At 66.3% G+C, this 25124-nt stretch carries 17 protein-coding genes; 9 read left to right on the forward strand and 8 right to left on the reverse strand.

The annotated features are described in order from the left end of the window. Positions 1-82 precede the first annotated feature (82 nt). Positions 83-952 carry a PHP domain-containing protein gene (locus E3O45_RS01885; protein WP_134441306.1) on the forward strand — a complete coding sequence of 290 codons (870 nt, stop codon included), beginning with the start codon at positions 83-85 and terminating at the stop codon, positions 950-952. Between the two features lie 112 nt (positions 953-1064). On the opposite strand, the gene E3O45_RS01890 is transcribed toward E3O45_RS01885, so the two are convergent. Next, positions 1065-2642 carry a DEAD/DEAH box helicase gene (locus E3O45_RS01890; RefSeq protein WP_134441307.1) on the reverse strand — a complete coding sequence of 526 codons (1578 nt, stop codon included), beginning with the start codon at positions 2640-2642 and terminating at the stop codon, positions 1065-1067. Between the two features lie 229 nt (positions 2643-2871). On the opposite strand from E3O45_RS01890, the gene E3O45_RS01895 reads away from it, so the two are divergent. Continuing rightward, a complete protein-coding gene (locus E3O45_RS01895; protein WP_241985180.1) occupies positions 2872-3516 on the forward strand; it encodes a ferritin-like fold-containing protein in 645 nt (214 codons plus the stop codon). Positions 3517-3526: 10 nt separating this feature from the next. Here the strand turns inward: E3O45_RS01895 and E3O45_RS01900 are convergent, their stop codons facing one another. Together E3O45_RS01900 and E3O45_RS01905 are read right to left on the reverse strand one after the other, a co-directional pair. After that, positions 3527-3826, reverse strand: a complete 300-nt coding sequence (locus E3O45_RS01900) for a hypothetical protein (RefSeq protein WP_134441309.1) — start codon at positions 3824-3826, stop codon at positions 3527-3529. A gap of 6 nt (positions 3827-3832) precedes the next feature. After that, positions 3833-4057: a DUF3107 domain-containing protein gene (locus E3O45_RS01905; RefSeq protein WP_092108379.1), complete on the reverse strand. Its 225-nt coding sequence runs from the start codon at positions 4055-4057 to the stop codon at positions 3833-3835. A gap of 95 nt (positions 4058-4152) precedes the next feature. Between E3O45_RS01905 and E3O45_RS01910 the strand changes: the two genes are divergently transcribed. Then, complete coding sequence (locus E3O45_RS01910; protein WP_134441310.1) at positions 4153-7461, forward strand: ATP-dependent DNA helicase; 3309 nt, start codon at positions 4153-4155, stop codon at positions 7459-7461. Then, positions 7458-10811, forward strand: coding sequence for an ATP-dependent DNA helicase (locus tag E3O45_RS01915; RefSeq protein WP_134441311.1), 3354 nt, complete (start codon positions 7458-7460; stop codon positions 10809-10811). The genes E3O45_RS01910 and E3O45_RS01915 overlap by 4 nt, the downstream gene beginning before the upstream one ends. Here E3O45_RS01915 and E3O45_RS01920 read toward each other — a convergent pair. Then, positions 10706-11842, reverse strand: a complete 1137-nt coding sequence (locus E3O45_RS01920; RefSeq protein WP_134441312.1) for a phosphotransferase — start codon at positions 11840-11842, stop codon at positions 10706-10708. The two genes, E3O45_RS01915 and E3O45_RS01920, sit on opposite strands and share 106 nt — an antisense overlap. A gap of 83 nt (positions 11843-11925) precedes the next feature. Between E3O45_RS01920 and nudC the strand changes: the two genes are divergently transcribed. After that, positions 11926-12960: an NAD(+) diphosphatase gene (gene nudC / locus E3O45_RS01925; protein WP_134441313.1), complete on the forward strand. Its 1035-nt coding sequence runs from the start codon at positions 11926-11928 to the stop codon at positions 12958-12960. Beyond that, positions 12957-14672 (forward strand): ATP-dependent helicase, encoded by a 1716-nt coding sequence (locus E3O45_RS01930; protein WP_134441314.1) that lies wholly within the window; start codon positions 12957-12959, stop codon positions 14670-14672. Before nudC ends, E3O45_RS01930 begins: the two co-directional genes overlap by 4 nt. 853 nt (positions 14673-15525) lie before the next feature. On the opposite strand, the gene adhP is transcribed toward E3O45_RS01930, so the two are convergent. Both adhP and E3O45_RS01940 read right to left on the reverse strand, forming a co-directional pair. Beyond that, positions 15526-16536 carry an alcohol dehydrogenase AdhP gene (gene adhP, locus E3O45_RS01935; protein ID WP_134441323.1) on the reverse strand — a complete coding sequence of 337 codons (1011 nt, stop codon included), beginning with the start codon at positions 16534-16536 and terminating at the stop codon, positions 15526-15528. Positions 16537-16693: 157 nt separating this feature from the next. After that, positions 16694-17995 carry a zinc-dependent metalloprotease gene (locus E3O45_RS01940; protein WP_134441325.1) on the reverse strand — a complete coding sequence of 434 codons (1302 nt, stop codon included), beginning with the start codon at positions 17993-17995 and terminating at the stop codon, positions 16694-16696. Between the two features lie 226 nt (positions 17996-18221). Between E3O45_RS01940 and E3O45_RS01945 the strand changes: the two genes are divergently transcribed. Together E3O45_RS01945 and E3O45_RS01950 are read left to right on the forward strand one after the other, a co-directional pair. Beyond that, the gene (locus E3O45_RS01945; protein WP_134441315.1) at positions 18222-19322 is read left to right on the forward strand and encodes a PDZ domain-containing protein; all 1101 of its coding nucleotides are present in this window, start codon (positions 18222-18224) and stop codon (positions 19320-19322) included. Between the two features lie 122 nt (positions 19323-19444). Then, the gene (locus E3O45_RS01950; protein WP_174843039.1) at positions 19445-22378 is read left to right on the forward strand and encodes a UPF0182 family protein; all 2934 of its coding nucleotides are present in this window, start codon (positions 19445-19447) and stop codon (positions 22376-22378) included. 325 nt (positions 22379-22703) lie between these two features. Here E3O45_RS01950 and E3O45_RS01955 read toward each other — a convergent pair whose 3' ends face one another. Then, on the reverse strand, positions 22704-22892 hold the full coding sequence (locus tag E3O45_RS01955; RefSeq protein WP_134441316.1) for a hypothetical protein: 189 nt from the start codon (positions 22890-22892) through the stop codon (positions 22704-22706). Positions 22893-22912: 20 nt separating this feature from the next. On the opposite strand from E3O45_RS01955, the gene E3O45_RS01960 reads away from it, so the two are divergent. Continuing rightward, the gene (locus tag E3O45_RS01960; protein WP_134441317.1) at positions 22913-24316 is read left to right on the forward strand and encodes a recombinase family protein; all 1404 of its coding nucleotides are present in this window, start codon (positions 22913-22915) and stop codon (positions 24314-24316) included. A 167-nt stretch (positions 24317-24483) separates the two neighbouring features. Here E3O45_RS01960 and E3O45_RS01965 read toward each other — a convergent pair whose 3' ends face one another. After that, positions 24484-24975 carry a hypothetical protein gene (locus E3O45_RS01965; RefSeq protein ID WP_134441318.1) on the reverse strand — a complete coding sequence of 164 codons (492 nt, stop codon included), beginning with the start codon at positions 24973-24975 and terminating at the stop codon, positions 24484-24486. Between the last annotated feature and the right edge of the window lie 149 nt (positions 24976-25124).

The raw sequence follows: 25124 nt of genomic DNA on the forward strand, positions 1-25124 counted from the left end.
TGAACCCTAGATCAGTATTCTGGGGAATCCCCAGTGCCGGGTCAGCAATGAACGGGCGCAGGTGTCCAACTAGCATGGGAGCATGGCAGTCGCGCGGCAATTTCGGGGTCCGATCGACCTTCACGCACACTCGAGCGTGTCGGACGGCACCGAGACTCCGGCGGAGCTCGTGCACGCCGCAGCCATGGCGGGGCTTGGCACGATCGCCCTCACCGACCACGATTCGACGGTCGGCTGGGCCGAGGCTTCCGCGGCCGCACGCACCGAGCACCTCACACTTATTCCGGGAATGGAATTCAGCACCCGCGTGCGGTACGCCAGTGTGCACCTTTTGGCATATCTTTTTGACCCTGACGATTCGGCGCTGCTGGCGGAGATGACCCGCGTGCGCGCAGCCCGGCTCAGCCGGGCCGAACAGATGGTCGCCCGCATCGGCGCGGACTACGACCTGAGCTGGGACGATGTGCTCGCCCAGACCACCCCTGAGGCCACGGTCGGCCGGCCACATATCGCCGATGCCCTCGTGGCCCGCGGGCACGCCCTCAATCGCAGCGCGGCCTTCGCCGACATTCTGCACTGGAAGGCCGGCTACTTTCAGCCGCACTACGCTCCAGATCCGGTGCGAGCGATCGAGCTCGTGCGCGCCGCCGGGGGAGTGCCGGTTATCGCCCACCCCGCCACCCGTGGAATCGGCGACGTCGTCGCTGAATCCAGCTTGAAGACGATGGTTGAGGCCGGACTGTTCGGGCTTGAACTGGAGCATCGCGAGAATAATCCGGAACCCACCAAACGGCTGTACGAGCTCGCCGCCAAATTCGGGCTGTCCGTCACCGGTTCGAGCGACTATCACGGCACCGGCAAGCCCAACCTGCTCGGCGAGAACACCACAGCCCCCGACGTTCTCGACCGCATCATCGCCGAGGGCCGCGGCGCGGCTCCGGTTTACGGTTGATCCCCTGAAGCGGATGCCGCAGCATTGAACGCAAACGCGCCCGACCTCCGAGACTGCCGAAGCCGAAGCGAGGGCAGCCCGGGTGCCGGGCGCGAGCGGTGCTGAGCAGCTATTAGATCGCGCTGCCGGTCTGCGGTGAGCGACGACGGGTGCGGCTGCGACGCAGCGGGGCGTTGTTGCCGTCGTGGTGCTCGGCTCCGCCGCCATCGTGCGTGCCGGCGGCCGGAGTTGCCGCCGGGGCGTCCGGGTTCGTGCTGGAGCCGACGCGGGTGCGTGACCGGGCGGGGCGACTGGCGTCGTCGGCAACCGGGCTCGTCGCTGGCCGGTCAGAACCGGTGCGCGCAGAGTCGCCACGGCCGGAGCCACGACCGCCCTCGGAGCGCCCGCTCTCCGAGCGACCAGATCGTGCCGCGCCGGATCGGCTGCCCGCTCCGGCGGAACGCGACCCGCCGGTACGTCCGGCCCCGCCGGTGCGAGCGTCACCCGCGGTGACCTCCTTCACCGGGGTGGCGCGCAGGCGGCCCTTGGAGCCGGCTGGAATATTCAGGTCGGTGTAGAGGTGCGGTGACGAGGAGTACGTTTCCATCGGTTCCGGCTGGCCGAAGTCCAGGGCCTTGTTGATGAGCGACCACTTGTGCAGGTCGTCCCAGTCGACGAAGGTGACGGCGATTCCGGTCTTGCCGGCGCGACCCGTGCGGCCGACGCGGTGCAGGTACGCCTTCTCGTCTTCGGGAATGGTGTGGTTGATCACGTGGGTGACGTCTTCCACGTCGATGCCGCGAGCGGCGACATCCGTTGCAATCAGAATCTCTTTCTTGCCGCTCTTGAAGCTGGCCATGGCGCGTTCGCGCTGTTCCTGGTTCAGGTCGCCGTGCACGGCGGTGGCGTTGAAGCCACGGTCGCCGAGTTCTTCGACGAGCTTCGCGGCGGCGCGCTTGGTGCGGGTGAAGATGATGGTCTTGCCACGGCCCTCAGCCATGAGGATGCGGCCGATGACCTCATCCTTGTCCATATTGTGCGCGCGGTAGACCAAGTGTTCGATGTTGGCCTGCATGAGGCCTTCGTCGGGGTCGGTCGCGCGAATGTGAATCGGGCGGTTCATGAAGCGGCGGGCCAGGGCAACGATCGGTCCGGGCATCGTCGCCGAGAACAGCATTGTGTGGCGGGTCGCCGGGGTCTGCGCGAACAGCTTCTCAATGTCGGAGAGGAAGCCGAGGTCGAGCATCTTGTCGGCCTCATCGAGCACCATCTCGCGCACGTTGGCGAGGGTGAGCAAACGCTGGCCGGCGAGGTCGAGCAGACGGCCGGGGGTGCCGACGACGATCTGAGCGCCAGCCTTGAGCTGTTCGATCTGACCCTCATAGGCCTTGCCGCCGTAAATGGAGACGATCTTGGTATTACGGTTCGCCGCGGCGAGTTCGAGGTCTTCGGAGACCTGCACGCACAGTTCGCGCGTCGGAACGACGATGAGCGCCTGCACACCGGGCTCCGGGTCGAGTCCGAGGCGCTGAATCACCGGAAGCCCGAAGCCGAAGGTCTTTCCGGTGCCGGTCTTGGCCTGGCCGATGATGTCCTGGCCGGCGAGAGCGAGCGGGATGGTTTGGGTTTGAATGGGGAACGGTTCGAGGATGCCCTTGGCAGCAAGGGAGTCGACCATGTCCTGGTCAATATTAAGTTCGGAGAAAGTCACGAATGTATGCCTGTCATTAACTGGAAGCGAAGTGCGCCCGTTTTTGCGTCTCGGGCAGCGGCCGCCGATCCTTGTCGGCGACGTAATTCCACCTTACTGCCCCGTCTGGACAGCGGCCACAGGCGCGCTGTTCTAAGCTAAGCCCGTGGTCACGTGGTTCGGTCGGCGCCCGCAGCGCAATGAAGCTCCGAGGCTTTCGGCCCGCGGGGCACCCCGGCCAACCGAAAAAGTGGACATCAGTTCGCTCGCGCCGGGCGTGCAGCATTTTCTTGGTCAGGCCGCGTATAGCGAGCTCGGTGAATTCGAAAGCCTCGCCCGTGCGGTGGCGACCGCACCGAACCTCGCCGTTAAAGAAGGCCTCAGCGCCGCTGCCGGTCGGGCGCTCAGCAAGCACCACGGACTGATCACCGAGATTCGTCGCCGCGGCCACGAGCCGGCCGTTGAGATGGCCCCGTTCGTCGTGAGCCTCGATGCGTTCCGCGCGAAGACCGCCGGTGTCAACTGGCACGAATTACTGCTGAGCTGCTACCTCGTCGGTGGCTTGCTCGATGACTTCTTCATTCGGCTGTCCGACGGCCTGCCGCGGGATATCGGGCCTCGCGTCGCGCAATTGCTCGGCGAGGACTCCGGTACCGACGTGCTCGTTCACGAGCTCCAGACCGCGATCGAAAACGACCAGGCGCTCGGCTCACAGCTGGCGATGTGGGGCCGTCGGCTCGTCGGTGACACCCTGCTCGTGGCCCGGTCGGCCATGCCGGCCACGGATCCCACGAACGATCGCGCGGGCAGCACTGAGTCACGCATCGAACCGGTCTTCACCGAACTCATCGCGGCGCACACCCGCCGCATGGACGGCCTCGGCCTCACGGCTTAAGAATGTGAGATTAGGCCGTGCCGGTTTTGGCCAGGGCCTGCAGCATCCGCTGATCGGCATGAATGCGTTGCCGGCTGATCATAAGATTCAGCACAACGGATGCAGCGACGGCGGCACCGAGAGACACCCACCAGATCCACCCCCCGGCCCAATTCCAGCCGAGCCAGGTCAGCCCGACCCAGACCAAGGATGCCGCGGCCGTTCCGATCGCGGGGACCAGCACCGAGCCCTGGGTTGAGCGTCCGGGCAGGAAATACCGTGCGCCGAGGCCGATGAGCGTGCCGAACAGCGCGACGAACAACAGCTCCATGGCGTTTTAGGCGACGAAGCCGACGCGGCGCGATTCTTCGCTGCCGAGTTCGACGTAGGCGAGCCCCACGGTCGGAACGATGTAGACGCGACCCTTGCTGTCGCTGAGCTTCAGATAGCCGGTCTGACCGGAGAGGGCCGCCGCAACGGTCTCCTCAATCTCGGTCGCTGGCTGCGAAGTCTCAAAACCGATCTCACGGGGAGAGTTGAAAATACCAATGCGAATATCCACCGAACTGCCTTTCGTAGCCTTGCGCCCAGATTACGACAGAACGCGCCCTCGCCCTGACCGATTTCACTGTCGGCGCAACCCGTTACCGTTGAAATGTGACCAATCACGACCTCGACGCCGACCAGCAGGCTGTTCTCGATCTCCCCGACGCGGTGAGCGCCGCCGTTATCGGCGCGCCCGGCTCCGGCAAGACCAATACGCTCGTCGAACTCGTCGCCGACCGGGTGTTGAACCGGGGGTATTCGCCGAGCGCGGTGCTGGTGTTGGTGCCGACGCGCGCCGGTGCCACCGCGCTGCGCGACCGAATCGCGCTGCGCCTGGCCGTGCCGACCAACGGGCCACTCGCTCGCAGCGCCAACTCCGTGGCCTTTCAGATCGTGCGCTCCGCGGTCGCCCAGGGCGGTGGGCCCACTCCGACCCTGCTCACTGGCGGCGAGCAAGACCAGATTATCGCCGAACTGCTGCAGGGCCACCTGGACGACGAGACGGCCGGAGCGCCGAGCGGCCCGGTCTGGCCAGACACCCTGGGCGCCGACGTACGCCAGTTGCGGGGATTTCGTACCGAACTGCGCGATCTGATGATGCGCGCCGTGGAATATGGCGTCACTCCGGACCAGCTGGAGCGTTTCGGCCTCGGGCGGCCGGAGTGGGTGGCCGCTGCCGAGTTCATTCGCGGTTACGAGGAGGCCAAGGACCAGGCCCGCCCCGGGCAGTATGACTCCACCGAGCTGGCCCGCTATGCCGCGGCTATCGTGGCCGGAGCCGAGGTAGGCCCGGCCGGGGCGGCGACGCTCGGTACCCTGGCCGGACTGCGCCTGATCGTGCTCGACGATGCCCAGGAAGTCACCCAGGCCACGCTCACTCTGCTGGCCCAGTTTCAGGCGCGCGGGGTCGCGATCATCGCCGTCGGCGACCCGGATATCAGCACCGGATCATTCCACGGTGCGCATCCGGATGCCCTCGGTCGCCTCGGTCAGTACCTCGGCCTGGGCCCGGTCGGGGCGCCGGTGGGGTCATCGGCCGGCCCCGCGGCGGCTTCGCCGTCCGGCGGGATCGCACCGCCGATAGTACTCGGCACCGTCTACCGACACGGCGCGGGCATCCGTCAGGTGATTCAGCAGATAACGAGTCGCATCGGCGCGGCCGCGGCCGGAACCCAGCGTGCGGCGGCCAGCGCGCAGGCCGAACCCGACGCGGTGAGCGAGATTGCCGTCGACGGCTCCGATGATCCTGCGCTCTCGGCTCCGAGCGCCGTGACCGCGCCCAAGACGCTGACCGCGCCGGACGCCGTCCCCGAACCGTCCGTGCACACCGTCATCGCGACCAGCCCGGCCGACCAGCTCGCGGTGATCGCCCGGCTGCTGCGCGAACGCCACGTGATCGACGAAACTCCGTGGTCTCGCATGGCCGTGATCGTGCGCACCGGATCACTCGTTCCCTCGATCTCCAAGGGGCTCGCCGCGCTCGAAGTGCCGACCCAGGTGTCCACGGCGAGCACGGCCCTCCGCGACGAGTACGCGGTGAAAGCCTTCATTCTCGCCCTCGAGGTCACCCTCGGCCGCAAACCGCTCGCCCCCGAGGCCGCAATCGAGTTGCTGCGCGGTCCGCTCGGCGGCCTCGACCCGATTACCCTGCGTCGGCTGCGCGCCGCGTTGCGTCAACAGGAGCTGGCCACCGACACCCCCACCCCGCGCAGCGCCGATGACCTGCTCGTCGCCGCCCTGCACGACCCTGAGCTGCTCGCCACCATCGACAACCGCACCGCCCGCCGTGCGGCCGGTTGCGGAGCGAGCCTGCGCCAGGCCGCCATCGAGTACGCGGCCGGCGCGACCATCGAAGAGCTGCTCTGGGGCCTCTGGCAGCGCAGCGGTCTCGACCGTGATTGGAAGGAGCAATCCACCGGCACCGGAATCGTCGCCGACGAGGCCAACCACAACCTCGATGCTGTCGTCGCCCTGTTCTCCGCGGCCCAGCGTTACGTCGAACGAACCCCGTCGGCCCCGCCGGTTTTGTTCCTCGAACACCTCGTCGACACCGACGTGCCCGAAGACACCCTGGCGCCGCGCGCCGTCGGCGCGGCCGTCACCGTGTCCACGCCGAGCGGCACCATCGGGCGCGACTTCGACATCGTCGTGCTGGCCGGTGTACAGGCCAACGTCTGGCCCGACCTGCGCATTCGCGGCTCCCTGCTCGGCGCCGGCGACCTCGCCCTCATCGCCTCCGGGCAAGACGCATCCGGTACCGACGCCCGCACCGCGGTGCTGCACGACGAACTGCGCATGTTTGCTCAGGCGGCCAGCCGGGCCACGACCGAACTACTCGTCACCGCCGTCAACAACGAAGAGAACGAACCATCGGTGTTCTTTCGCCTGTTGCCGCAGCCTGCTCCCGCTCTGGGCGCCGACGACCCCGCGCATTACCCCGTGTCGCTTCGCGGTCTGACCGGAAGGCTGCGGCGTGACCTGACCCGCGCCATCCACTCGCCGGGTCGGGTCGACTCCGCCACCCGGGCAGCGGATGCCGCAGCCACGCTTGCCCGGCTCGCCGACGAAAACGTGCCAGGTGCCTCGCCCGACGAGTGGTACGGCCTGGCCGACCCGAGCACCGTGCGCCCACTCAACGACCCGGAGGCCGGCGACCAACCGGTGCGGGTATCGCCGTCGCGCATGGCAGCCTTTGAAACCTGCCCGCTGCACTGGCTGATCGGTCAGGTCGGTGGCGGCGATTCCAACACCGCGGCCAACCTCGGCACGATCATCCACAAGGTCATGGAAGACGCCACCGATCGGCGCCCAGAAGCCTTGTGGCAGGGGGTGGAGGCCCGCTGGAACGAGCTCGACTTCGACGCCGACTGGCAGTCCCGGGTGCAGAAAGTTGCAGCCAGGGAGCTCACCGATCGGCTCGCCTCCTACCTGCTGGATTTCGAGAACGGCGGCGGAGAGCTATTGAGCGCCGAGGGCACCTTTCAGCTCGAAGTGAGCGGTGCCGTGCTGTCGGGCACCATCGACCGAGTCGAACGCCAGGCCGACGGCCGGGCTGTGATCGTCGACCTCAAAACGGGCAAGGGCGATGCGACGAGCGATACCGGAGTCGCGGAGCATCCGCAGCTCGGCGCCTACCAGCTGGCCTTTCAAGAAGGCGCCATCGACGGTGTGTCCTCGGACATGGCCTTGGCCGGTGCACGATTGGTCATCGTCTCCTCGGGTACCGTCAAGCAGAACTATCGCAATCCCACCCAGCCCGCTTTCACTCCGGAGCAGCTCGAGGCCTTTCGCACCCGCGTCGGTGACGACGCTGCCGGCATGGGCGGCGCCACCTTCATCGCCGAAATCACCTCGCACTGTCTCGACCCCAGATCCCACGGGTCCTGCCGCATCCACGTCATCAAGCAGGTCAGCTCATGAGTGTTGTCTCCACGACCGCTGGGGTCTCCGCCCTCGATATCGCGGCGGCGCTCAACATGTTTGCGCCGACTATCGAGCAGCAGGCGGTCATCGAAGCGCCGCTCACGCCGACCCTCGTCGTCGCCGGAGCCGGCAGCGGCAAGACCGAGACCATGGCCAACCGGGTGCTTTGGCTGCTCGCCAACGGCCACGCCCGCCCCGACCAGATTCTCGGACTCACCTTCACCCGCAAAGCCGCCGGCGAGCTCAGTGAGCGCATCAACAAACGCATCAGCGATCTCGAAACGGCCGGCCTCATGCCGATCGCCGCCGACCCCGACTCCGCCCATGGCACGGCCGCCGAGTCGTCCGACCTGTTCAACACCCCGAGCGTGTCCACCTACAACTCCTTCGCCAGCCGCCTGTTCACCGACAACGCCCTGTTGCTCGGCCGTGAACCCGAGTCGGTGCTGCTGAGCGAAACCAGCGCCTGGCTCCTGGCCCGTCGCGTCGTCATCGACTTCGGCGACGGGCGGCTCGTGCCCTTCGGCAAAAGCCTCGACCTCGTCACCGATGCCGTGCTGCAGCTCAGCCGTGCCCTGGCCGAGAATCCGCCGGCCGTTCACCTTGGTCAGCCCGGAGCTTCCCACGACCTCAGGGCACTGGTCGACAGTTTCGGCTACCTGCCCGATTTGCCCTACGGTAATCCGCGCAAGAAGACACCGTACGGGTCGGTCACTGACTCCCTGGCCGCGGTCGCCCCGCTTCCGGTGCTGGCCGAGTTGGCCGCTCGCTACAGCAGCGAGAAGCGTCGCCTCGGACTCATCGAGTTCTCCGATCAAGTAGCCCTGGCCCTGCAGGTCTGCCAAAAGGTCAACGCCGTCGTCGACCGCTACCGTGACCAGTACCGCGTGGTGCTCCTCGACGAATACCAGGACACCTCGGTCCTGCAAACCGAGCTGCTGCACACCCTGTTTCGCAACCACCCGGTGATGGCCGTCGGTGATCCCCACCAATCCATCTACGGATGGCGCGGCGCCAGCAGTGCAAACCTGCTCGGCTTCGGCCGAGACTTCAACACCGGAGACTTCAGCCCAGCAGCAGCAGCCCCGACCATGTCGCTGTCCTTCACCTGGCGCAACCCGGCGCTCGTCCTCGACGCTGCCAACGCCCTCGTCGCCCCGCTGAGCGCCGCGCTTCGCGCAAAACCGGGCGGAATCCAGGTCGAAACGCTCAAGGTTCCCGCCGGCACCCGGCCCGGCGCGGTCGACGCGCTCATGGCTGAAACCATCGCTGAGGAGGCCGGAGCCATCGCCGACTGGTTCGCCACCCGTCTGGTCGGCGAACACAGCGGCGCGATGCTGTTTCGGGCCCGCCGCGAGATGGAATACTTCGCCGAGGTACTGCGGGCGCACGGCGTGCGTGCCCACGTGCTCGGACTCGGTGGGTTGCTCTCCACCCCCGAGGTCGCCGACGTTGTGAGCGTGCTGCGCGTGGTGCACGACCCCGCCGCCGGCAGCGAACTCGTGCGTCTGCTCAGCGGTGCCCGCTACCGGGTTGGTGCGCGCGACCTGCAGGCGCTCGCCGACGTGGCGCGCTGGCTGGCCGGGCATGACTGGGCCCAGAAAGCGATCTCGGCCGATCTGCGCGGCAAGCTGCGGGCATCCGTCGCCGGCGATGAGGGCAGCTCACTCGTGGATGCTCTCGATTTTCTCGGGTCAGCGCCCGACTCGCACGGCCAGCTCGCCGGGTTCAGCGACCTCGGCCGGGCCCGGGTGCAATCGGCCGGCCGTCAGCTGGCCTGGCTGCGCTCCCGAGCAGGCCTGCCTCTGCTCGACTTTGTACGCCTGATCGAGCAGGAATTTCGGCTCGACGTCGAGCTGATCGCGAACGAGGCCAACGACCTCGGCCTGGCCAATCTGTATTCCTTCCACGACACCGTCTCGGCCTTTCTCGACAGCGACGAGCAGGGCACACTGGCGAGCTTTCTGCGCTGGCTCAAACGGGCCGAACTGCAGGACGATCTCGGCCCGCGCGCTGAACTGTCGGAGCAGGGCACCGTGCAGCTGCTGACCGTTCACGGCGCCAAGGGCCTCGAATGGGATTTCGTCGCCATTCCCAACCTGACCGAGAAGAGCCTGCCCGCCGCCTCTCGCGATACGAGCGGATGGCTGCGGTTCGGCGAACTGCCCTATGCGTTCCGCGGCGACCGGTCCGAGCTGCCCGAACTCGATATCGTCGGCCACGACACCCAGTTCGACTTCGACCTGGCGTTCCAGGCCTACAAGGCCGAGCTGGCCGACCGGCACGACGACGAGGAGCGCCGCCTCATCTACGTCGCGACCACCCGCGCCAAGCGCGAACTGCTGTTGACCGGCTCATTCTGGGGCCCCGGAGTCACCGCTCGCAAGCCCAGCCGTTACCTCACGGAACTCGCCCTGGCCGGGCTGATCGCTAAGATCCCCGACGCGCCCGCCGAGTCTGAGAAACCCGCCTCGGCGTCCAGTGGCACCGAACTGTGGCCGTTCGACCCACTCGGCGGCCGACGGGCGCTGGTCGAGGCTGCCGCAGCGAGGGTGAGCGCGAGCGAAGCGGATGTCCCCACTCGCTGGTCGCACGCCGTCACCCTGCTGCTTACGGAGCGAGCCCTGCGCCTGACCGGCGGCGAGGGCGCCCCGGTGCCCACCCGCATCCCGGCCTCCCGGTTCAAGGACTACGTCGACGATCCAGCCGGTGTCGCGGCGGAGCTGCGCCGCCCGATGCCGCAGCGTCCGTACCGGGCCACTCGGCTCGGCACGCTGTTCCATTCCTGGGTCGAGCGTCGGGCGGGAGGAGCCACCGGCACCGACCGCGTCGATGCCAGCCTGTTTGACCTCGATCTGGCAGACGAAGACCAGGGCACCGGCACACTCGAGCAGCTTGACGTGCCGGAGCAAGAGCAGTTCGCGGTTCTCCAGGCCACCTTCGAACGCTCCGAATGGGCCGAGCGAAAACCCGTCGACGTGGAGATTGAAATTCACCATGTGCTCGCCGGGCAGGTTTTCGTCTGCAAGCTCGACGCCGTCTACCGCACCGAAACCGGCTACCAGGTCGTCGACTGGAAAACCGGGCGGGCACCCAAGAGCGCTGCAGACCTGGAACTCAAGCAGACTCAGCTTGCGCTGTACCGGCTCGCCTACGCCCGCTGGAAGGGGATCGATCCGAGCATCGTCGACGCCGTCTTCTACTTCGTCGCCGACGACACCGTCGTCGCCCCCGAGCGGCTCTACTCGGAGGCTGACCTTTTGGCGGCCTGGTCAGGGGCGATGGCCCCGGTGCTGGAATCGTCAGAATCAGAATCAGAATCGACGGTTAGTCCCGAAAAGTTGTAGCTGTCGGTGTGCATCGCCGCGTGCTGGTCGTAATCGCGGGCGGCGCGCGGCATGTGGTCGAGCATATTCTCCACGTCGCCGACGCTCATGATCGGGCCGGTTTCGGGGGAGAGCGGCTGCTGGGTGTGGCTGTGCACCGTGTCGACCAGGCCGTCGAGCATGGCGACGGCGTCATCGACGATGGATTGGTCGTGGCTGCTGGAGCCGTGCAGCAGCCAACGGGCCAGTTCCAGCTCGGCATAGAGCATGGCGCGCTGGGTGATGTGCGTGTCGCTGCCCTGGCGGGCGCTGGAATAGGCGTCGATGGCCAGTTCGGCGGCGTCACCGCGCGCGGCGAGTAGCCAGTGCAGGTCGCGCGCCGGGTCGCCGACGGCCAGCCCGGACCAGCCGAGAATCCCCGACACGGCGTCGTCGGTGATCAGAATGGAATCGGCCGACATCGACCCGTGCACCACGGCCGGCGCGAACTGCCACAGGGCCTCGTCGTCGGTGGCCTGCTCCCAGCGGCGCAGCAACGCGGCGGGCAGGTAGCCGGTGCCCGCGGCTCGATCGATCAGGTCGATGGCGTCCTTGCGGCACTGTTCGGCGCTCTGCTGCGGCAGCCCGGCGGTGCCGATGAAGGCGCTCGGCAACGAGTGTATGGCGGCGATCGCGCGCCCGATCGACCCGGCGACGCCCTCATGCCCGGTGAGGGCATCCGCATCAAAACTGTCACCAGCCAGCAGTTCATAGACCACAGCACGGGTGCCCTGAATCGGCGTCTGGCCGACATACTCGGGCACGTCGAACGGCAGCCGGCTGCGATTGCCCGTGGTGAGCGCGCGCAGCGCCACGAGGTCCGCGGACTGCTCGGTTTCGGCCGACTGACTGGTGGGAACGCGAATAATGAGCGCCCGACCGGCCTTGTCGATGACGAGCGCCGAGTCGAAGAGTCCGTGCGCGCCGGCACTGTGCTTGCGGGCGTAGGCCACGTCGAGCCCCGGAACAGCGGAGGTGGCTAACGCGGCTAGAGTGAGTTGAGTTCTGGCCATGCCTACTAGGTTAGATCGACTTGCGGTCTGGCGGTTATTCGCCACGCCTCCACCCACGTTCTTGCAGAGCTCGGAGATATACCATGTCGTTCACTTTCACGACGCGGTTGCCGCTGTCTCGCCAGGCGGTCGACCGTGACCACCTCACCCGCGGCCTGCCGGACCTGTTCGACCAGCTCTGGGCGGATGCCGCCACCCGCGTTCTGCCCGTCTGGCACGGCAAAATTCTGCTCGCGCCGCACGATGCTGCCAGCATCGACCCGGCCAGCATCGACCCGGCCAGCATCGACCCGGCCAGCATCGACCCGGCCAACACCGGTGTGCACCTCGCCCTGCTGCCGCCCACGAGTCTGCACAATGCCGGCCTGCGGGTCTACCTCGGCCGGTCTTTGCCCGCCGACCTGCCCGAGACGGCCGGTACCCGCATCGTTGCCGTGCAGCTCGATGATGACGCTGCAGCCCGGCTGGAGCCCGACGAGAGTCGCTGGGTGGGCCTGCGCACCGTTGCGACCGTGCTCGATGACCGTGACGCTGGCCTGTTCACCGAGGCCCTCGGCGTGCTCAACTGGCACGCTTCGCACGGCCACTGCCCGCGCTGCGGCACCGCCACCCTGGTCGAGGAAGGTGGCTGGGTACGCCGTTGCCCGGTCGACAACAGCCAGGTCTTTCCGCGCACCGACCCGGCCGTCATCGTGCTTATCACCGACTCCGACGACCGCATTCTGCTCGGCTCCAACGCCATGTGGGAGAACAACCGGTACTCGCTCCTGGCCGGATTCGTCGAGCCCGGCGAGGCCCTCGAAACGGCCGTGATCCGCGAAATGTTCGAAGAATCCGGTCTGCGCGTGACCGATCCGGCCTACGTCGGTTCCCAGCCGTGGCCGTTCCCGGCCTCGGTCATGTGTGGCTTCACCGCGCGCCTCGCCGACGACCAGGCGGCCCATGAGCTGCTGCCCGACGGCGCCGAGATTCTCGCGCTGCGCTGGTTCAGCCGAAAAGACCTGCTCGATGCCGGTGAGTGGATGCTGCTGCCCGGCCCGTCCTCTATCGCGCACGCCATGATCGAGCGTTGGCTCGGCGCGCCGTTGCCCGCCGCGACGGAATTGATTCGTCCGTGACGGCCACCGCCGACTCGCTGCTCCAAGGCCTCGATGAACAGCAGCGCATTGCCGCCGAGGCGCTGATCGGTCCGGTCTGTATGCTTGCCGGCGCCGGAACCGGCAAGACGCGCGCCATTACCCACCGCATCGCGCTCGGCGTGCTGACCGGCGCCTACGCCCCCAACCGGGTCATGGCGCTCACCTTCACGAGCCGTTCGGCCGCCGAACTGCGCGGGCGCCTGCGTCAGCTCGGCGCCGGGGGAGTGGCTGCGCGCACCTTTCACGCCGCAGCGCTGTCCCAGCTGAACTACTTCTGGCCGCACGTCGTCGGCGGGCAGGCGCCGCGCATCCTCGACGGCAAGGGCCGCATTCTCGGGCACGCCGCCGTGGCTCTGCACCTCAAACTCGACACCGCCACGCTTCGCGACCTCGCCGCCGAGGTGGAATGGCGCAAAACCAGCGGCCTGAGTATCGAGCAGTACGCGGCTGGCATAGCCCGCCGCAGCCTGCCGGGCCGACTCGACGTCGACCAGGTCGTCGCCCTGCAGCAGACCTACGAGAAGCTCAAAGACGATCGCAAGCAGATCGACTTCGAAGACGTCCTGCTCGCCATGGCCGGCATGATCGAGGCCGAACCCTCCGTGGCCCTGCAGGTGCGCGAGCAGTACCGGTTCTTCGTCGTCGACGAATACCAGGACGTCTCGCCGCTGCAACACGACCTGCTCGCCCTCTGGCTTGGCGACCGCCGCGATCTCTGCGTCGTCGGCGACGCGAGCCAGACCATTTACTCCTTCGCCGGTGCTCGCAGCGACTACCTGCTGGACTTTCCGAAGCACTACGAAGACGCCACCGTGGTGCGGCTCGAACAGAACTATCGCTCGACCGCGCCGATCGTCGCCACCGCGAACCAGCTGATGCGTGGCCGGTCCGGCGCCCTGACCCTGCAGGCTGCCCAGACCGATAGCGGCCCCGACCCAACGGTGCGCGGCTACGCCTCGGACATGGCCGAGGCCCGCGGCGTGGCCGAGCAGATTCTGCAGCTCATCTCGGCTGGCACCAAACCCGAAGACGTGGCCATCTTGTTCCGAGTCAACGTGCAGGCCGCGCTGCTCGAAACGGCTCTGACCGAGGTGGGGGTGAGCTACCAGATTCGCGGTGCCAAACGGTTCTTCGACCTCCCAGAGGTGAAGCAGGCGGTGATGAGCCTGCGGGCGGCATCCGTTTCAATCATTGGGGAACCACTGTTCAAATCGGTCAGTGACGTGCTGCGGTCGCTGGGCTGGAGCCAGACCGCCCCGGAGACCCGCGGCGCCGTGCAGGCGCGGTGGGAATCGCTCAACGCACTGATGGGCCTGGTCGACCAGGCCGCTGCCGGAACCACGTTCCGACAGTTCACCGACGAGCTGATGGAACGTCAGGCCGGCCAGCACGAACCGACGGTGTCGGCCGTGACGCTCGCCACGATGCACTCCGCCAAGGGCCTTGAGTGGGACGCGGTGTTCGTGGTCGGCCTGAGCGAGGGCCTGGTGCCGATCAGCTATGCGAGCACGTTCGAGCAGATCGACGAGGAACGCCGGCTGCTCTACGTCGGCATCACCCGCGCCCGGAAGCGACTCGCGCTGAGCTGGTCATCCTCTGGGGCACAGGCGCGGGCAGCTCGCGAACGCTCGCGTTTTCTGGAAGAGCTTGGCAGCCGCACCGCTCGTGCAGCCGGTGTACGGAGCCCGTGACCGCACCGCCCCGCGCGTCCAGGCGCACTGACCGGGTGAACAACACGGATCGGCCTGTTTCCAGGCGATCCTGAACGAGTCCGGCCACCCGGGCGGCGAGCTCGAAGCTCAGCCGCGGAGTTTCGCTTGGGGCCTCGCGCAGCACGAGCTGACAGGCCATGGCGGGCCAGGACGGATCCGTGTCGACGTGGGCGAGCTCCAGACAGGTCAGGCAGGGTCCGCGGCCGGGTTCGACGAGCGGACCCACCCGCGCGGCGCTGTCGCTGAAGACCACCGGCAGGTGCGGAATATCGCGGCGCAGCCAATGCCCGTGCCGTTCAGGCGCGAAGACGTACTGGCCGATCAACACGGCCAGCTCGGGGTCGTCTCCGGAAGCCGGCTCCTCGATTCCGAGGTTGGCCAGCAGCGCGCGCAGCCGGGTCGCGGTCGGTCCGTGGCCGTCAACCAGCACGGTGCGGGGCAGCGGGGTTACCGGTGCCGGCGCATCGTCTGGCACGTACAACAGTGCCGGTTCGAGCAGGTCGAGCAGGTGCGTCACTTCGACAGCGGATGCCCCGGCGGCCGTTCCGAGTAGCATCGCGCCTGATCGATGCACCCCCGCAGAAAGCGCGGACAGCACAGCCTCGTGAGCGGGCGTCAACCCGCCGATCGTGACAATGGCTTGGTCGATGCCGAGCTGCACGCAATTCGGTGTGCGCCACACCAGCGGATACCGCGGATTCAGTCTGAGGGCCATGCCGACATGATGACGCGTCTGGCGGTCGCGCGTAAAAGTTATCCACAGACGGGTGCGGGCCCGCTTCCACCGAATATTGGGATTCGGTGGTCACGCGGCCCGCACCGTCAGGTGTCTTCAGTAGCGGATGACGACGCGACCGTCGATCTTGCCGTGCTTCATCTCGTCGAGCACCTCGTTGACCTCGTCGATGCGGCGCTCAGAGACCGTGGGGTGGATCTGGCCGCGCGCGTAGAACTGCAGGGCTTCCTCCATGTCCTGGCGGGTGCCCACGATGGAGCCGCGAATGGTGAGGCCCTTGAGCACGATGTCGAAGATCGGGGCGGGGAAGTCTCCCGGCGGCAGACCGTTGAAGACGATGGTGCCGCCACGGCGGGTCATGCCGATGGCCTGGCCGAATGCGGCCGGGTGTACGGCGGTCACGAGCACGCCGTGCACACCACCGGTGGCTTTTTGAATGGCGGCGACCGGGTCTTCGTCCAGCGCATTGATTACGAGCTCGGCGCCATGCTTGCGGGCCAGGGCGAGCTTGTCGTCGGCGATATCGACGGCCGCGATGCGCAGCCCCATCGCCTTGGCGTACTGCACGGCGATGTGGCCGAGGCCGCCGATGCCGGAGATGACGACCCACTGGCCCGGGCGGGCCTCGGTCATTTTGAGGCCCTTGTAGACGGTGACGCCAGCGCACAGCACCGGGGCGATCTCGATCGGGTCGGCGCCGTGGGGAATGCGCACGGCGAAGCGGGCGTCGACGAGCATGTACTGCCCGAACGAACCGTCCACGCTGTAGCCGCCGTTCTGCTGCGCTTCGCACAGGGTTTCCCAGCCGGTGCGGCAATACTGGCAGCTGCCGCAGGCGCTCCAGAGCCAGGCGTTACCGACCAGGTCGCCGATGTCGAGGTCCTTGACGCCGTCACCGAGGGCGACGACTTCGCCGACCCCTTCATGGCCCGGAATGAATGGTGGGCTCGGCTTAACCGGCCAGTCGCCTTCCACAGCGTGCAGATCGGTGTGGCAAACTCCGCTGCTGATCAGTTTGACCAGGGCCTGGCCGGGGCCGGGGGTCGGAACGGGCACTTCGTCAATGGTGAGGCCCTGGCCGAACTCGTGCACGACGGCCGCGTGCATGGTCGTTGGCACCCGGGTGGATTCGTAGCGCGCCTTGAACTCGTCCGTCGCGCCGGTGGTGGTCTCCGTTATCGTCATTGCCAAACTCCTTCGTTTGGGACATTTCGTCCGTTGAACGACGGTAGATCGGCACAGGTTGCGGCAACGTTGCGCGCCGCTACTCCTCGTGCGGGCGCTCGGCTCCGTCGTCGCGCAGCAGGTCTTCGAGAGCCTGGTCGACGTCGTCGAGCACCTCGGGGCCCCCGCGGGCTGCGCTGGTCAGCCGAATGATCAGCGGCTGGGGATCGTCGATGTCTTCCGAAGTGGGCAACAGGTCGGGGTGCGACCAGAGCGCGTCGCGCGCCTCATTGCCAACGGCATCCGTCACGGCCTGCCACATCGCTGCGGCCTCCCGCAGCCGGCGCGGACGCAGTTCGAGACCGACCAGGGTCGCGAAAGCGGACTCCGCCGGACCGCCTGAGGCCCGGCGGCGTTTGACCGTCTCGGCGATGGCATCCGCTTTGGGAAGTCGAATCGTGGCACGAGCGGTGACGACGTCGACCCAGCCCTCAACCAGGGCGAGCATCGTTTCTAGGCGGGACAGAGCAGCAAGCTGCGACTCGGACTTCTGCTGAATGAGGGAACCGTCTACCATCGCCTGGCGCAGGTCTTCGGGGTTGGACGGGTCGAAACTTCCGGCCAAGTCTTCGAGCCGGCTGGAGTCGATGCTGATGCCGCGTGCATAGGCGGTGACCGCGCTGGTCAGGTGCAGGCGCAGCCAGCGGGCGTGGCGGAACAGTCGCGCGTGGGCGATCTCGCGCACGGCGAGGTAGATCTGCACCTGGTCGGCCGGAACGTCGATGCCGGCTCCGAAGTCGGCAACGTTCTGGGGGAGCAGGGCGGCCTGCTGCTCACCGAGCAGCGGAATGCCGACATCGCCGCCGCTGACGACCTCGCTCGCCAGCTGGCCGACGACCTGGCCGAGTTGCATGGCGAACAGGGTGCCGCCGATGCTGCGCACGAGCTGGCTCGCGTTGGCGACCATGCCCTGCATCTCTTCGGGAACCTGTTCGGCGAAGACCCGGGTGAGGGAGTCGGAGATGCTCGTGGCGACGGGTTCGGCGAGCTGGGTCCAGAGCGGCATGGTCACGGTGACCCATTCGCGGCGGGTCATCAGGCGCGGTTCGACGGTGAGTTCGGCCACGGTAATGACGTCATCGAGCCAGAGGGCCGCAATGTGAAAGGCCTGGCGCAGCTGGGTCTGCTGTTCATCGGTCGCGCTGAGCTGACCGGTGGCTGCTCGCTGTTCACCCTGGGTGAGGGCGATCTTCCAGTCGACGCCGGTGCCCTGGGAGTTCATGGCGCCCTGCAGCTGCTGCATGAGCGCGGCGACGCTGGCCGGGTCGTTGGGCAGACCGGCAGCGCCGGCGAGCTGGCTCGGGTCGATGCCGCTCTTGCCGCTCAGAATGTCGCGCAGCATGTCACGAAACTCGTCGCTGGGTTCGCCGGGATTCTGATTGTTCGGGTTCTGATCGTTCGGGGGTAGGGAGTCGTCGGCCACTTCAGGCCCCTCTCAGTCGCATACTTCTACGCTAGTGCGAGTAGCCCGCTCGGGGCTGGGAAACATCCTAGGCTGAATGGCTTGCTGTGCGCCCGTCGCGAACACGACCCGCAACCTGGCACGAATCAACACTCAAAGGACCACGATGGCGCTCTTCACCAATGCACCGGCACCTCGACGTGCCGGACGCTCTGGCCCGTCCCTCGGTTGGACGGCACTGCTGATCGCCCTCGTCGCCGGAGTGATTCTCGGCATCATGCCGGCGCCCTACGTGATCGAGAAGCCGGGTCCGGTGTTCAACACCCTCGGCACCGCCACCTACGACGACGTCGAAACCGCTCTCATCACCATCCCCGACGAGACCGTCTACCCGACCGGCGGCACCCTCGATCTGCTCACCGTGTCGCTCTTCGGTAACCGGGAAGACCGGCCGAGCTGGCTCGCCGTGGCCGGTGCCTGGCTCGACCCGAGCGAGGCCGTCCTCCCCATTGACCAGGTTTTTCCCGACAATGTCAGCACCGAGCAGCGCGACGCTCGCAGCAGCGCCGACATGATTAATTCCCAACAGGATGCCATCGCCGCCGCCCTCACCCACCTCGGCTACGACTACCCCACGACGGTGTCGGTGGTGAGCCTGCCCGACGGTTCTCCGGCCGCGGGCGTGATCGAACCCGACGATGAAGTGACCGCCGTGAACGGTACCGCGGTGGCCAATGTCGCCGAACTGCGCGCGGCTTTGCAGGACAACGGTGCCGAGACCGCGGCGAGCATCGACATCGTGCGGGGCGGCCTTGCCCGGACCGTCGAGGTCACCCCGATCGACAACAACGGCACGATCGTGGCCGGTGTGAACGTGTCGGTCGCCTACGAATTTCCGTTCGAGGTGCAGATCCAGCTCGACAAGGTCGGCGGCCCGAGCGCCGGCATGATGTTTGCCCTCGGAATCATCGACAAGCTGACTCCCGGCGAGCTGCAGGGCGGCGAGAACGTGGCCGGCACCGGAACCATCGACCAATCCGGCGCGATCGGCCCGATCGGCGGCATCCAGCAGAAGCTCTATGGCGCGCTCGAGAGCGGCGCGACCTGGTTTCTCGCTCCCGCCGAGAATTGCGGCGAGGTAACCGGAAATATCCCCGACGGCCTGACCGTGTTCTCAGTCGCCACCCTCGACGAAGCGCTCGACGCGCTCGACGCGATCAAGACCGGTGCCGACACGAGCGACCTGCCGAGCTGCCCGGCCAGTTGACCTTTGGCGAACGAGCAGTAGTGATGACTCTCTCAGGGCCGCCAAAGTATGATGGTGGCAGACCCTGATCCTGCAGCAAATGATCACCCTGTATCTAATAACTGAGCGCAAGAGGCCAATTCGTGACTTCATCATCAGCCGACAACGTCCCACGGCGCAGCCGAGCCCCGCTAGCAATTACCGCAGCCATTATCGCAGGGTTGGTGATCCTGTTCTTTATCTTCGCCGGACTGTATACCGATGTGCTGTGGTTCGACCAGCTGGGGTTCGTCAACGTTCTGACCACCCAATGGATCGCCGGCACCGTGCTGTTTTTGATCGGCTTCGTCACGATGGCCGTTCCGGTCTGGGTGAGTATTCAGCTGGCCTACCGTCTGCGCCCGGTCTACGCGAAGCTCAACTCGCAGCTTGATCGCTACCAGCAGGTCATCGAGCCGCTGCGTCGCCTCGCGATGTATGGCATCCCGGCCCTCCTCGGGCTGTTTGCCGGTGTGGCCGCTGCCACCCGCTGGCAGACCGTGCTCATGTGGCTCAACCGCACCGAAACCGGGCGGGTTGACCCGCAGTTCAACTTCGACATCTCCTTCTATCTGATGGACCTGCCGTTCTACCAAGCCGTGCTCGCCTTCGCATCCGCTGTTGTGCTGATTTCGGCGCTCGTCTCGGTCGCGACCAGCTACCTGTACGGATCCATTCGGGTGTCCGGGCGTGAAGTGCTCATCTCCAAGGCCGCGCGCGTGCAGATCGCCATCACCGCAGCCCTCTATCTGCTGCTGCAGGCCGTGAGTATCTGGTTCGACCAGTACTCCACCCTGACCAACAACAACGCCTTGATCACCGGCGCCGGCTATACCGACGTCAACGCGACCATTCCTGGTCGCGCGATCCTTGCCGGCATTGCCGCCGTCGTCGCCCTGCTCTTCATTCTGACGGCCATCATCGGCCGCTGGCGTCTGCCGGTCATCGGCACGGCGCTGCTTATCGTGTCGAGCCTGCTCATCGGTTCGCTGTACCCGTGGGTCGTGGAGCGCTTCCAGGTGGAGCCGAGCGCGAAGGCACTCGAGGCCGAATATATCGAACGCAATATCGACCTCACCCGGGATGCCTACGGCGTCGCGGACATCGAGGAAATTGCCTACGACGCGAAGACCACCGCCGAGCCGGGCGCGCTGCGCGCCGACGCCGCGACCACTGCCAACATTCGTATTCTTGACCCGGCCCTGGTGAGTGACTCCTTCGGCCAGCTCGAGCAGTTCCGCCAGTACTACCAGTTCCCGGACAACCTCGACGTTGACCGCTACGTGATCGACGGTACTTCGCAGGACACCGTCGTCGCCGTGCGTGACCTGAATATTGACGGCTTGAACACCGGTAACACCTGGGTCAACTCGAAGACCGTTTATACCCACGGCTATGGCATGGTCGCCGCGTACGGCAACCAGCGCTCGGTCGACGGCCAGCCGGTGTTCCTGGAATCCGGCATTCCCACCAGCGGTGCGCTCGGCAAGTTCGAACCGCGCATCTACTTTGGTGAGACCTCGCCCGAATACTCCATCGTCGGTGACGAAGAGGGCGCCAACCCGATCGAGCTCGACTATCCGTCGGGTGAAGAGGGCGCTGGCCAGACCTACACGACGTTCTCCGGAGACGGCGGACCGAAACTGGACAATGCGTTCAAAAAGCTGATCTACGCGCTGAAATTCCAGTCGGAGCAGATCTTCCTCGCCGCCTCGGTCAACGACAAGTCGGAGATTCTCTACGACCGTGACCCGGTCACCCGCGTGCAGAAAGTCGCGCCGTACCTGACGCTCGACTCCGACGCTTACCCCTCGGTCGTTGACGGTCGGGTTATGTGGATTGTTGACGGCTACACCACCTCGGCGGATTACCCCTATTCCACCCCGGTGAGCCTCAGTGAGGCCATCGCCGACACGCAGACACCGGCCCAGCCGTATGCGCTGGACAGCATCAACTACATGCGCAACTCGGTCAAGGCCACCGTCGACGCCTACAGCGGCGAGGTCACCCTCTACGCCTGGGACGACGAGGAGCCGCTGCTGCAGACCTGGCAGAAGATCTTCCCGTCGTCGCTCAAGCCGATGAGCGAGATGAGTGGGGACCTGATGAGCCATGTGCGCTACCCGGCCGATCTGTTCAAGGTGCAGCGTTCCATTCTTGGTCAGTACCACGTGACCGACCCCGGTTCGTTCTACTCGAAGGACGACGCCTGGATCTCGCCCAACGACCCTGACTCGCCGGCGACCAACCCGACGCTGCAGCCGCCGTACTACCTCACCATGCAGGTACCCGGCTCGGACCAGCCGTCGTTCTCGCTGTACTCCACTTTCCAGCCGGAAGCGACGGGTGAATCCAGCCGTAACGTGCTCTACGGTTACCTCGCTGTAGACGCAGACGCCGGATCGGTAGACGGCGTCAGAGCGGATGGCTATGGCCAGCTGAGGCTGCTCAACCTGCCCAAGGACGGCACGGTACCTGGCCCCGGTCAGGTGCAGAACGTGTTCAACGCCGACCCGACAGTGTCGACCGAGCTCAACCTGCTGCGTCAGGGCTCGTCGACCGTGTTGAACGGTAACCTGCTGACCCTTCCGGTTGGTGGCGGGCTGCTCTACGTGCAGCCGGTTTACGTGCAGTCCACGGGTGAGACCAGCTATCCGCTGCTGCAGAAGGTGCTTGTGGCTTTCGGTGACCAGATCGCGTTCGAGGACACCCTCGACGGCGCCCTCGATGTGCTGTTCGGCGGTGACTCTGGTGCCACCGCTGGTGATACCGACGTGCCCGAAGATGCCACCACGAATAACGGTGGCTCCACCGACCCGAGCACCGACGGTTCGACCGGCGGCAGCACCGACGTACCGACCGGGTCGACCGGCGATGCCACAACGGATGCCGAGCTCAAGTCGCTGCTCGCCGTCGCCAAGACGGCGCTGGCAGAAAAGGCGGCCGCACTCGCCGCCGGTAACTTCGCCGACTATGGCACCGCCGACGCGAAGCTCGAAGACACGATCGCGAGCATGCTGGCCCTGCTCGGCGAGTAGCCAGACCGCACCACACAGGCCGCAAGCCTTCACTCTCTCGGGTGGGGGCTTGCGGCCTTTGGTATTGGAGGGCAGAGTGCGCCCGCCAGACGTGAGCGAGCGATGTGAGAAGCCGAAGATTCGGCCGGTCTCGACAACGGCGCCCTTCCACTCTCCGAGGCTGCCGAAACCGCCACAGTCACGAAACTTACCAATCTCGACAACGCCACCATTCCGTCGGTCGTCTCTCGACAGGCTCGACAACCGGGTCGAGGCCGCCATAGCCCTGCGCTGGCTGTCTGCTCAGCCCGGCCATCCCGTTGGCCGCGCACGCGACCGCGCGGGCCTACTTTTCCCAGTTGGGTTTCTCGGCCGGGGTGGCGGCACGGTTTTGTCCGGCGGGGCGCCAGGTTTGAGTGGGGTCGAAGATGAGGGGTCCGCGAACCCAGGGGCGGCCGTCTCTCATGTCAATGTCCCAGCCGGAGGTCTCGATGCTCGCATGCCCGGCGTTACAGATCAGGACGGCGTTGTCCACACAACGCTAATGTGACCCCTATGAAGACAGTGACGGCTGCGGCTGTGTATGCACGTATTTCCTCCGACCAGACGGGCGAGGGACTCGGAGTTCAACGCCAACTCGAAGACTGTCGGAAGCTTGCCGCGGAGCGTGGCTGGACGATCGCCGAGGAGTACGTCGACAACGATATCTCGGCATATCGAGGCAAGGCGCGCCCGGAGTACGCGCGCATGCTCGCCGACATCGCTGGCGGCCGCCGCGACGCCGTGATCGCCTATCACCAGGACCGTCTGACCCGCCGCCCAATGGAATGGGAACAGTTTGTCGATCTTTGCGACACTGCAGGTGTCGAGCAGTTGGCCACGGTCACCTCGGATATCAACTTCGGCAACGACAACGGCATGCTCATCGCCCGAATCACAGCCGCCGTCGCCGCGAACGAGTCCGCACGCAAGTCCGCTCGGATCAACCGCAAAATCCAGCAGAACGTGGAACAGGGCAAACCCAACGGCGGTGCACAACGCCCATTTGGATACGATCGGGACAAGGTGACCATTCGAGAATCCGAGGCCGAGGTCGTGCGCGAAATTGTGGACCGTTTCCTTGCGGGCGAGTCGGTGCGGTCTTTAGCAGCCTGGATGAACGAGCAGGAGATCCCGACGGCTGCGGGAGGCGTGAACTGGCGCACCACTACTCTCCGCGGAATTCTCCGCTCCGGACGCATTGCCGGCCTGCGGGATCATCACGGCGAGGCGGCGGGGCCGGCTGCGTGGCCGGCCCTCGTCAGCGAAGCGAAACACCACCAGATTCTGGCAATGTTCGAGACGAAGAAGAGCTCCGGAAGGCGTGCTCCGCGCCGGTATCTCTTGTCCGGAATACTGCGTTGTGGAAAGTGCGGTGCCCCGCTCTACAGCGCGGCCCGTGCCGACCGCCGCCGGTACGTGTGCTTGTCCGGCCCGGATCACCGCGGTTGCGGGCGGCTTACCGTTGTCGCGCAGCCCGTGGAGGAACTGATCGCCAGCGCCGTGCTGATGCGCCTGGACACACCGGTAATGGGCGACGCCCTATCCGGACGGGCCGCAGCTGACGAACGCCAAGCGGCCCTTTTGGCTGAGTTGCAAAGCGCTCAGTCGAAAATGACCGAGTTGTCCGAGATGTGGGCAGCGGGAGAGATTTCCCGACCAGAATGGAAGGCCGCACGGACACCGCTCGAAGCACGAGTCGAAAACGCACAGCGACAGCTCGATCAAATCGCGGGCACGAATGCTCTCGATGGTCTGGTCGGTCATGGTGAGGAACTGGCAGCGGGTTGGGACGGCCTGAACCTCGACCGACAGGTAGCGATCGTCCGGGCCGTGCTGGACTTCGTGACGATTCTTCCCGGCGTCTTAGGCGCTCGAACGGTCGACCCGTCCCGTGTCGTCCCCAGCTGGCAGCTGTGAGAGACGGCGTGCCGCGTCCGGCGCTCCGCGCCCGTCCCGCTGCACCCCCTTCCTCATCAGCACGCCAACAAGGGCAACCACAGCGGGATTCGTCACCCCAACGGGCACACCCTGAGCCCGGCATGACGCCTCGAGCCACACCCGCACCGTAACCTGATCGATGCCCATCATCGACCCCACTGCGCCCATACAGCGGGCGGACCCTTCCAGTCCTCATTTTCCGTCGACGACCACTGATGCACCGGAGCCGACGAGAACAAGTCCGAAGCCTGCGCCAACACATCGCCCGCAGTAGTGCCCGACAGCGACAACACCTCCGGCTTGAAGCCTTGGGCTACGTCATACCGGTGCAGACCCAACACGCGGGCATCCAGATCCGTAAACGTCTTCGCCACGTACTTGGACAAGTAGCCTGCTACCCGCCGTGCCTCCGTAAGAGACCCCGAGCCAACCGGCAAGTCCGCGAGCAACTTGATGTGCACGAATCCATGCCCCCACGCGGCATCGATCAGCGACCTCTTGATGTACCGGCCCACGGCGAAGTGCGCGTGCAGGCCATGGCCGGACTTGTGCCACTCCGGAACCCAGACGTACGGCAACGGCTTGCCACCCAACGAGGAGCGCAGTGAACGGAAGAACTCACCCAGGTGCGTGCGCAACAGCGCGGGATCGTGGCACCCATCGCCTGCGAAGGTCAGCGTGGCCCTGCCCCCGTTGACTGGACACCTCACAAGAGAGAATGTTCACATGGGAAACACACGTCGGGAGTTCACTCCTGAGTACAAAGACGAAGCCGTGAAGCTGGTGA

Source organism: Cryobacterium sp. TMS1-20-1 (assembly GCF_004402355.1).
GTDB lineage: Bacteria > Actinomycetota > Actinomycetes > Actinomycetales > Microbacteriaceae > Cryobacterium > Cryobacterium levicorallinum.

Excerpts from the sequence above, each read along its gene's own strand:
- E3O45_RS01885 (WP_134441306.1), top strand. The coding sequence starts at position 83 with ATGGCAGTCGCGCGGCAATTTCGGGGTCCGATCGACCTTCACGCACAC.
- E3O45_RS01900 (WP_134441309.1), bottom strand. The coding sequence starts at position 3,826 with ATGGAGCTGTTGTTCGTCGCGCTGTTCGGCACGCTCATCGGCCTCGGC.
- E3O45_RS01915 (WP_134441311.1), top strand. The coding sequence starts at position 7,458 with ATGAGTGTTGTCTCCACGACCGCTGGGGTCTCCGCCCTCGATATCGCG.
- E3O45_RS01920 (WP_134441312.1), bottom strand. The coding sequence starts at position 11,842 with ATGGCCAGAACTCAACTCACTCTAGCCGCGTTAGCCACCTCCGCTGTT.
- nudC (WP_134441313.1), top strand. The coding sequence starts at position 11,926 with ATGTCGTTCACTTTCACGACGCGGTTGCCGCTGTCTCGCCAGGCGGTC.
- adhP (WP_134441323.1), bottom strand. The coding sequence starts at position 16,536 with ATGCACGCGGCCGTCGTGCACGAGTTCGGCCAGGGCCTCACCATTGAC.
- E3O45_RS01940 (WP_134441325.1), bottom strand. The coding sequence starts at position 17,995 with ATGCTGCGCGACATTCTGAGCGGCAAGAGCGGCATCGACCCGAGCCAG.
- E3O45_RS01945 (WP_134441315.1), top strand. The coding sequence starts at position 18,222 with ATGGCGCTCTTCACCAATGCACCGGCACCTCGACGTGCCGGACGCTCT.
- E3O45_RS01960 (WP_134441317.1), top strand. The coding sequence starts at position 22,913 with ATGAAGACAGTGACGGCTGCGGCTGTGTATGCACGTATTTCCTCCGAC.